The sequence below is a fragment of the Gemmatimonadota bacterium genome, from assembly GCA_016209965.1.
Taxonomy (GTDB): domain Bacteria; phylum Gemmatimonadota; class Gemmatimonadetes; order Longimicrobiales; family RSA9; genus JACQVE01.
In genome coordinates this window covers 1-9054 of record JACQVE010000191.1, presented here as the reverse complement: position 1 = coordinate 9054, position 9054 = coordinate 1, and the positions used below count along the sequence as shown (strand labels likewise).

At 69.6% G+C, this 9054-nt stretch carries 8 protein-coding genes; all 8 read left to right on the top strand.

The window, feature by feature from the left end; all coding sequences use genetic code 11:
* Window positions 1-373: VanZ family protein (gene vanZ, locus HY703_07730; GenBank protein MBI4545067.1), on the top strand; the 373-nt coding region annotated here is incomplete at its 5' end.
* 72 nt (window positions 374-445) lie between these two features.
* A complete protein-coding gene (gene aspS, locus HY703_07725) occupies window positions 446-2350 on the top strand; it encodes an aspartate--tRNA ligase (protein MBI4545066.1) in 1905 nt (634 codons plus the stop codon).
* Between the two features lie 38 nt (window positions 2351-2388).
* Complete coding sequence (locus HY703_07720) at window positions 2389-3339, top strand: PhoH family protein (protein MBI4545065.1); 951 nt, start codon at window positions 2389-2391, stop codon at window positions 3337-3339.
* A gap of 4 nt (window positions 3340-3343) precedes the next feature.
* Window positions 3344-5608 (top strand): HDIG domain-containing protein, encoded by a 2265-nt coding sequence (locus HY703_07715; GenBank protein ID MBI4545064.1) that lies wholly within the window; start codon window positions 3344-3346, stop codon window positions 5606-5608.
* Window positions 5605-6084: an rRNA maturation RNase YbeY gene (gene ybeY, locus HY703_07710; protein MBI4545063.1), complete on the top strand. Its 480-nt coding sequence runs from the start codon at window positions 5605-5607 to the stop codon at window positions 6082-6084. Before HY703_07715 ends, ybeY begins: the two co-directional genes overlap by 4 nt.
* The gene (locus tag HY703_07705) at window positions 6081-6698 is read left to right on the top strand and encodes a DUF502 domain-containing protein (GenBank protein MBI4545062.1); all 618 of its coding nucleotides are present in this window, start codon (window positions 6081-6083) and stop codon (window positions 6696-6698) included. The genes ybeY and HY703_07705 overlap by 4 nt, the downstream gene beginning before the upstream one ends.
* Window positions 6695-8077 carry a magnesium transporter gene (gene mgtE, locus HY703_07700; protein ID MBI4545061.1) on the top strand — a complete coding sequence of 461 codons (1383 nt, stop codon included), beginning with the start codon at window positions 6695-6697 and terminating at the stop codon, window positions 8075-8077. Before HY703_07705 ends, mgtE begins: the two co-directional genes overlap by 4 nt.
* On the top strand, window positions 8074-9054 hold a 981-nt coding region (locus HY703_07695; GenBank protein ID MBI4545060.1), incomplete at its 3' end, for an AarF/ABC1/UbiB kinase family protein. The genes mgtE and HY703_07695, both read left to right, overlap by 4 nt.

The window sequence follows — 9054 nt, the reverse complement described above, 5'->3', positions numbered from 1 at the left end:
GTTGAGGAGCCGCTTGCTGGCTTATGCACCCGCCGCGGTCTGGGCGGCGTTTCTACTTCTTCTGGGCAGCCGGCCGGACTTGCCCCCCGTCGCCTCGCCCTTCCCGCTGGACAAGCTGGCGCACCTCCTGCTTTACGGCCTGCTCGGTCTGCTGGCGGGGCGCGGCTGGCGCGCAGCAGGGCGGCGACCGGCGTGGGTCTGGCCTCTCATGGGGGCGCTGCTCGTGGGAATCCTGGATGAACTGCATCAGGAAGTCGTGCCCGGCAGGACGACGGAGCTGCTGGACCTCGCGGCCGACGGGTTGGGTGTGGGCCTGGGCTTCCTGGGCCCCGGCGGGCGACTGGTGCCCCCTTTCGCCGCGGGGCAGGCGTGACGCGCGGGTGGCCGTTGTGAGTCGCCAGGCGCAGCGCCGGAGGCGGGTTCCCCACCACGAGGGCGCTGGTCCATGAGTCACATCTTCCCCACCGCCTTGCGCAGCACGATGGCCGGCGTGCTGCGCGCGGAGGATGCCGGCGACCGGGTCCGGCTGGCCGGCTGGGTCCACCGGCGTCGGGATCTGGGTGGTCTCATTTTCCTCGAGCTGCGCGACCGCTCTGGACGCGTGCAGCTCTCGCTGGGGCCGGACTGGACGCCGCCGGATGTGTTAGCCGAGGGCAGGCGGCTGGGGGCGGAAACGGTCATCGCGGTGGAAGGCCGGGTCGTCCGGCGGCCGCCCGGGAACGTGAACCCGGAGATGCCGACGGGCGAGATCGAGGTCCACGTGAAGGCGCTCGAGGTGCTGGGCGGGGCGCAGGCGCCGCCCATCCCCGTGGCACGGGGGCCGGAGGAGGAGCTGCCGGCCGAAGAGCTACGGCTGCGCTACCGCTACCTCGATCTGCGCCGGGAGGAGCTGCAGCGTGCCCTGGCCGTGCGGCATCGCGTGCTCCAGATCGTGCGCCGCTATCTCTCCGACGCCGGGTTCCTCGAGATCGAGACGCCCATGCTTACGCGGCGCACGCCCGAGGGGGCGCGCGATTACCTGGTGCCCAGCCGCATACACGCCGGCGAGTTCTACGCGCTGCCGCAGTCGCCGCAGCTCTACAAGCAGCTCCTGATGGTGGCGGGGTTCGACCGCTACTTCCAGATCGCGCGCTGCTTGCGCGACGAGGACCTGCGCGCGGACCGCCAGCCGGAATTCACTCAGATCGACGCCGAGATGTCTTTTGTCGAGGAGGAAGACATCTTCCGCATAGGCGATGGCATGGTAGCCTCGATCTGGCGCGAGCTGCTCGGCATCGAGCTGGCCACGCCGTTCCCGCGGCTGACCTATGGCGAGGCGCTCGAGAAATACGGAACCGATAAACCCGACCTGCGCTTCGGCATGGAGTTTCAGGACCTGACCGCACTGCTGCAGGCCACGGAGTTCCGGATTTTCCGTGATAGCGCAGGCACCGGCGCGCGGATCCGGGGTATCCTGGCCACGGGTGGCGCCACGTTGTCGCGCAGGGAGCTGGATGAGCTGACGCAGGTCGCCAAGGCGGCCGGCGGCGCCGGCGCGTTGTGGTTGCGCCGCACCGAGGAAGGGGTGTCTGGCCCCTTCGCCCGGGCGCTGGAAGGTGGGGTCGCCGAGCGCTTCCTGGAAACCACGGGCCTGCGCGCCGGCGACCTCTTGGTGGTCGTGGTGGGCCACTTCCGCGCCCTGCCGCTGGTGGCCGAGAGTCACCTGGGCGCGACGGACGCGGAGCGATTGGGCGGCGCCGAGCGCGCGCTCGACGCGGTGCGGCGTCACCTCGCGGAACGGCTGGGGTTGCTTGATCCCAGTGTACACCGCTGGGTGTGGATCACGGACTTCCCGCTGTTCGACTGGGACGTGGAAGCGGGACGGCTGGTCGCGGCGCACAATCCCTTTGCCATGCCGCACGCGGAAGACATAGCCACACTGGTGCGTTTCACGGAGCATGGGGTGCTGGACTCGGGCTCCGCCCAGGAGCTGTTCGCCCAGCGCTTACGTTCGCGCTCCTATGACGTGGTTTACAACGGCCACGAGATGGCCAGCGGCTCGATCCGCGTTCACGACCCCGCGCTCCAGCGGCACGTGTTCCGGGCGCTCTCGCTGCCGGATGCTGAGGCAGAGGAGAAGTTCGGATTCCTGCTCGAAGCATTACGGCACGGCGCGCCGCCGCATGGCGGGTTCGCCTTCGGCTTCGACCGGCTCATCATGCTGCTGGTCGGCGCCGGGAGTCTGCGCGAGGTGATCGCGTTTCCCAAGACCACGGCGGCCCGGGCGCTGTTCGAGGGCGCGCCCGCACCCGTGGGCGAGGGGGAGCTCGGGGAACTGCATCTGACGATTCGAAATGGAGAAAGGAGCTGACTGTCGAAGTGGAGAGCACCGTCATTCAGCACCGCGTAATGGCCGAGGGGGCGGATTACCTCCTGCTGGCCGGCGTCAACGATGTCAACCTGCAGGAACTGGCCCGGTTGGCCCGCTGCCGCGTGATCCTGCGGGACGATTCCGTGATCCTGTCGGGCGAGCTGGCGGGCGTCGAGCGGGCGATCCCGGTGGCGCAGCGGCTGGTGGAAATGGCGCGGCTGGGCGTAGCCTTCGGGGTCGAGGAGATCCGGCGCAGCTTCGAGGCGGCGGGTGACGGGAGCTTCCCGGAATCCACGGCGTCGGCGGCCCAGGAGCAGCGCATTTTCCTGTCCGGCTCGCGCAAGGTGATCGCGCCCAAGTCGGAGGGCCAGCGTCTGTACCTGGAGGCGATCAGCCGCAACGAGATCGTGGTCGCTATCGGGCCGGCCGGGACGGGGAAGACCTATCTGGCCGTGGGCATGGCCGTGGACGCCCTGCGGAAGAGCCGGGTCAAGCGCATCATCCTGGCGCGGCCGGCGGTCGAGGCGGGCGAGAACCTGGGCTTCCTGCCCGGCGACCTGCAGGAGAAGGTAGATCCGTACCTGCGGCCGCTCTACGACGCGCTGGAGGACATGATGCCCTCAGACTGGGTGCGCCGGGCGCTCGAGGCGCGGACCATCGAGATTGCGCCGCTGGCCTACATGCGCGGCCGGACCCTGGCGGACGCGTTTGTCATCCTGGATGAGGCGCAGAATGCGACGACGGCGCAGATGAAGATGTTCCTGACTCGCCTGGGCGTGAACTCGCGCACGGTCATCACGGGAGACAAGACACAGATCGACCTGCCCCGGCGCGATGAGTCGGGGCTCTTGCAGATCGAGCGCATCCTGCAGGGCATCGAAGGCATCCATTTCACTTATCTCCAGGGCGTCGACGTGGTGCGCCATCGTCTGGTTCAGGACATCATCAAGGCGTACGCCGCGGCGGACGGCGATACGCCGGAGTGCTGAGGTCTTGGACCAGGGCGTACGCGCAGCCCTCACCGGGCTGAGCCAGCGGCCGCAGCGGCGCTGGCCGGCGGGCGCCGTGCACCACGGCGCCCGCGTCGGCGTGCTCGTGGTACTTGCGGTGATCGCGCAGGTACTTTTCCCGGCGGCGTCGGTGCCGGACTTCCCGGTGCTGGACAAGGGGATGGTGGCGGAGCGGGATGTCATTGCACAGGTGGGCTTTCCCATCTACAAGTCCCCGGAGGAGCTGGGGCGGGAGCAGACGGAGGCTGCGTCTGCGGTAGCGCCCACCTTCGAGCACCAGCCTGCCGCGGCCGATACGCTGCTCAGGCGCATCCGTTCCTTCCTCACCCGAGTGGACAGTGCGGCGGCGCCGGCAGCGGGCGAATTGAGGGTCAGGGCACAGCTCAGGGAAGTGCTCGCCTCCTACGGTTTCGCGGTGACGGAGGAAGCGGTCGAGCTGCTGCGCTCCGCGCGCCAGCGCACCCTGCTGGCCCGCTCGCTCGAGCAGGCGATCCGGCAGGAGCTGCCGGCCGGGTTCGTGCCGGCTGCCGACCTCGAGGATGAGACGGCGCCGCAGCTCCGGCTGCGGCGCGGCGGGCGGGAAGAGCTGGTGGCGCGCACTTCTCTGCTCACTGCCCAGCGCTTCTACGAGCGAGCCGGACGGCACCTGCCACGCAGCGCCCCGCCCGGGCTGGTCGAGCTGCAGCGCCTGGTGCTGATCCGCTTCTTCGAGCCCAGCATCCGTCTGGACCGCGAAGAGACGGAAGCGACACGCGCGCGCGCGCGCCAGGCGGTGTCGACCGTGAAGGGGCATGTGGTTCGGGGGGAGAAGGTGGTGGGCGCACGCGAGCAGATCCGCGAGCGGGAGCTCGAGAGGCTGCGCGCCTACCGGGATGAACTCGTGCGGCTGGGCCGGCTGGGCGATGCCGCCGGCAGCCGTGCGCGCGCGGCGGGGGCGTTCCTGTTCAACCTGCTCATCCTGCTGATCTTCGGACTGCTCGTCTACTTCTACCGGCCGGCCGTCTATCAGGATTTCCGCCACGTGCTCGTGATCGCGGCGCTGATCCTGGCAACCGTCGCCATTTCCGCCCTGCTCGCCAGCAGCCGGGCGCCGCCGGAACTCATCCCCATTGCGCTGCCCGCCATGATCGTGGCCACGCTGTGGGACGGACGGCTGGCACTCAGCCTGGCCCTTGTGCTGGCCGTGCTCCTCGCCGGGCAGACGCCTTTCCTGGGCAGCTCCGTGCTCTTCACACTGGTCATCGGCGGGGCCGCCGCTGCGCTGAGCGTGCGCGTCGTACGCCGCCGCTCGCAGATCTGGGTGTTCATCTCCATCATTGCAGGCGCCTACCTGGCCGGCGCGGCCAGCCTGGGCCTGCTCAGGTCGCGGGAGCTGTTCGAAGTCTTCGGCTCCGCCGGCTGGGGCACGCTCAACGCGATTGGCAGTGCGCTCATCGCCATCGGCTTCCTGCCGCTCCTCGAGGCGTTTGCGCGCATCACTACCGACCAGAGCCTGCTCGAGCTGACGGACCTCAACCGGCCGCTGCTGCGCCGGCTCTCGATGGAAGCGCCCGGCACGTACGCGCATTCCATCAGCGTGGCGAACCTGGCGGAGGCAGCGGCGCGTGCGGTGGGCGCGAACGAGCTGCTCACCCGGGTCGGCGTATACTACCACGACATTGGCAAGATGCTGAAGCCGCAGTACTTCGTGGAGAACCAGCCGCAGGGGCGCAATCCGCACGACAAGCTGAAGCCCGGCACGTCGGCGGCGATTGTGCGCAGCCACGTGGTCGATGGATTACGGCTGGCGGGGGAGGCGAAGCTGCCCGCCTGCGTCGCCGCCTTCATTGCCGAGCACCATGGGACGCAGCCGATCAGCTTCTTTTTCGACCAGGCGCGGGAGCTCAGCCCGGACGCCGAGCTGGACGCGGGGCAGTTCACCTACCCGGGGCCGAAGCCGCAATCGAAGGAGACGGCGATCGCGATGCTGGCCGACACCGTCGAATCGGCCGCCCGGGCGTTGCCGGACCCCGCGCCCGAGCGCATCCAGGAGCTGGTCGACCGGCTGGTGGACGCGCGGGTGAAGCAGGGCGAACTGGACGAGACGCCGCTCACCCTGCGCGACCTCGCCCGGATCAAGCAGCAGTTCGTGTCGGTGCTGGCGGGGATGTACCACAGCCGCATCGATTATCCGAGCGGTCGCGATGCGGGCGTCGAGGCGACGGCGATGCCGCTTATCCCGAGCGATTCTTCGGCCCCGGCCGGGTGAGGCGGCGGATCCGGGTCAGCGTAGCGGCGAGCCTGCGGCGGGGCGGCGGCGCGCGCAAGCCGGGGACGCGGCCTCCCAGCCGCGCGCTGCAAGCGCTGGTCGCGCGGGCGGCCCGGGCGACGCTGGACGCCTGCGCCGAAGCTGGCGGCCAGGTCTCCCTCACACTGCTCGATGATCCGGCTATGATCGAACTGCACCGGCGCTACCTGGGCCGGGACACGACGACGGACGTGATCGCGTTCCCGCTGTACTCGGCGGGTGAGCCGCCGCTGGGCGACATCTACATCGGCTACGAGCAGGCGCTGCGCCAGGCAGCAGCGGTAGGCGTGACACCGGACGAGGAGCTGGCCCGGCTGGCGATCCACGGCACGCTGCACGTCCTGGGGTACGAGCATCCCAGGGGCCGGGACCGTGAGCAGAGCGGGATGTGGGAAGTGCAAGAGCGGATCGTGCGGAGGGTAATGGAGATGGGGTGACCCGCTCCCTGGCTCGCGCCTGGCGCCGCCACCTCATCGCCGGGCTCATCGTCATTGCGCCGGTGGGCGTCACGGCGTTCGTGCTGTGGTGGATCTTTCACTGGCTGGACGGCCTGCTGGGCAGGTTCCTCTATCCTGCGCTAGGCCAGCGTGTGCCCGGCCTCGGCCTGCTGGCCCTTTTCCTTCTGCTGCTCTTTGTGGGCTGGATCGCGGAGCGTGCCATCGGCTCGCGCATCCTCGCCTGGTGGCACACGCTGCTCGAGCGCATCCCGCTGGCCCGGCGCATTTATAGCGCCTCCAGCCGCATTGCCCGCACGCTCTTCGGCGAAGGGGAGCGCCCGTTCCGCCTGGTGGCGCTGATCGAGTATCCGTCCGCCGGCCGCTGGTCCATTGGCTTCATCACGGCGCCGGCGCCCGCGGTGGTTTCCGCCTACATTGACGACCCGGTGACGGTCTTCGTGCCTACCACGCCTAACCCCACGTCGGGGTACCTGGTCATCCTGCCGCGCAGCCAGGTGACCGTGCTGTCGATGACGGTGGAGGAGGCCTTTACCTACGTGCTCTCGGCGGGGTCGGTGACGCCCGAGGAGCAGCTCGCTGCGAGGCCTGTGTGAGCAAGCCTGACCTCCGCCCGGCCGAGGAACTCGGGGACCGGCTCGGCCAGCTCCGTGACCTGCTTGCCAGCGGACAGACGGACGGGTTGGCCGAGCTGGTCAGCCAGTTTCATCCCAGCGATCTGGCCGATCTCGTGGCGGAGCTGGACGAGGAGCACCGCATCCACCTGCTCAGCCTGCTTCCTGCCGAGGTCGCCTCGGAAACGCTGGCTGAGATGGAGAGCGAGGAGCACCCCGAGGAGCTGCTCGTGGCGCTCGAGCCCGAGCGGATTGGCGAGCTCATCTCGGAACTGGCGGACGACGATGCTGTAGACCTGATCGGCGAGCTGCCGCCGGACGAGCAGGCCCGGGTGCTCGCCTCGCTGCCCCACCTCGAGGCTGCCGAGCTGCGCGAGCTGCTGAAGTACGACGAGGAGTCGGCCGGCGGCATCATGACCCGGGAGCTGGTGGCCGTCTCCGTGCACCTGACGGCGCGGGAAGCAATCGAGGAAGTACGCCGTCAGGCCCTCGAGCTGGGTGGCGAATTCTACACCATCTTCGTCGTCGACCTGTTCCGGCGCCTGCTGGGGACGGTGAGCCTCCAGGATCTGGTGCTGGCCGAGCCGCAGACGCGGCTGCGCGAGCTCGTCCAGCCGCCGGTCGCCACCGTGCCGGCGGATCTGGACCAGGAGGAGGTGGGCCGCATCATCGGCCGCTACAATATTCCCTCGGTAGGCGTGGTGGGGCCGGGCAACGTGCTGCTGGGCCGGATCACGTGGGATGACGTGATTGACGTGATGGAGGCGGAGCAGACGGAGGACATCCTGCGGCTGGGTGGCGTGGTGGCGGAGGAGGAAGTGCGGGGCGGCTGGCTGGACGCCGTGCGCAGTCGCCTGCCCTGGCTGCTGGTCAACCTGGTGACCGCCTCCCTGGCCGCGTCGGTCGTCTACATCTTCCAGCGTACCATCGAGGCAGTGGTGCTCCTCGCCGTGATCATGCCCGTGGTGGCCGGTATGGGCGGCAACGCGGGGACGCAGGTGCTCGCCGTGACGGTGCGCCGGCTGGCGCTGACCGAGGAGAGCACGGGCCGGCGCTGGCGCGTGGCGCTCAAGGAGTTGTTGGTCGGGCTGGTGAATGGCGCGGCGCTGGGCGCCGTGCTGGGCGGCCTGCTGGCCGCGCTGGGCTACTTCTGGCTGGGCACGGCGCGCATCGGGCTGGTCGTGCTGCTGGCCATGTGGGGGAACCTCGTGGTAGCCTCGGTGGCGGGCGCGTTTGTGCCCATCCTGCTCGAGCGGCTGGGCGTCGATCCGGCCGTCGCCTCCTCGGTTTTCGTCACCACCTGCACCGACCTGGCCGGCTTCTTCCTGCTGCTCAGCCTCGCGACCGTCCTGCTGCTATGAGGCGCTGGCGCCGCGCGTTCGCCATCGTCCGCCGCCTCTCCCCGTTCGTCCTGGCCTTCCTGCGCGACCGGCGCCGCTGGATCCTGTTCGGCGCGAGGCGAGTGCTGCCCGCCGCCCGCCACGAGCGCCGCGCTGCCCGGCTGAGCGCTGCCATTGCCGCTCTCGGCCCCACGTTCATCAAGCTGGCCCAGGTCTTCAGTGCCCGCGCGGACATCCTGCCCGAGCCGTACCTCTCCGCCATCAGCAGCCTGCAGGACCGCGTGCCGCCCGACCCGCCGGACGCGATCGAGGCGGTGATCAGCCGCGAGCTGGGCGCGCCGGCTTCGGCCGTGTTCACCGGCTTCGAGCGCGAGCCCATAGCCGCGGCCAGCCTGGGGCAGGTGCACGCCGCGTCGCTGCGCGGCGAGCGGGTGGCGGTGAAAGTGCTTCGTCCCGCTGTCGAGGAGCTGGTCGCGGTCGACCTGGACATCTCGTTCCGCGTGCTATTCCTGCTGAACATACTCTTCCCCAACCACCATGTGCGCGCCCTCACCAACGTGATCCGCGAGTTCAGTGTGCGGGTGCGCGAGGAAATGGATTTCCGGCAGGAGGCGGCGAACATGGCGTTGTTTCAGCGGCATTTCGCCGGTGACCCGCGCGTGCGTGCGCCACGCGTCTACGAGGAGTTCACGCGCCGGCGTGTGCTGGTCATGGAGTGGGTCGAGGGCGACAAGGTGGATCGGCTCACCGTCCGCTTTGCCAGTGGGGAGCTCAGCTTCCGCAAGCTGATGGATGCGCTGACCGAAGTATACCTGCAGATGATGCTGGTCGAAGGATTCCTCCACGCCGACCCGCATCCCGGGAACATCCTGGTCGCGGCGGACGGAGCCCTGGTATTTCTGGACTGGGGGATGGTGATGCACTTGAGCCAGGTCACGCGCGACCGGGTGCTCCGCCTCGCCCTAGCCGCCGGCCGCCAGGACCTGGACGCGATGATC

What these genes read in the sequence shown, in the direction of transcription:
- aspS (MBI4545066.1), top strand. Translation starts at nt 446, where the DNA reads ATGAGTCACATCTTCCCCACCGCCTTGCGCAGCACGATGGCCGGCGTG.
- HY703_07720 (MBI4545065.1), top strand. Translation starts at nt 2,389, where the DNA reads ATGGCCGAGGGGGCGGATTACCTCCTGCTGGCCGGCGTCAACGATGTC.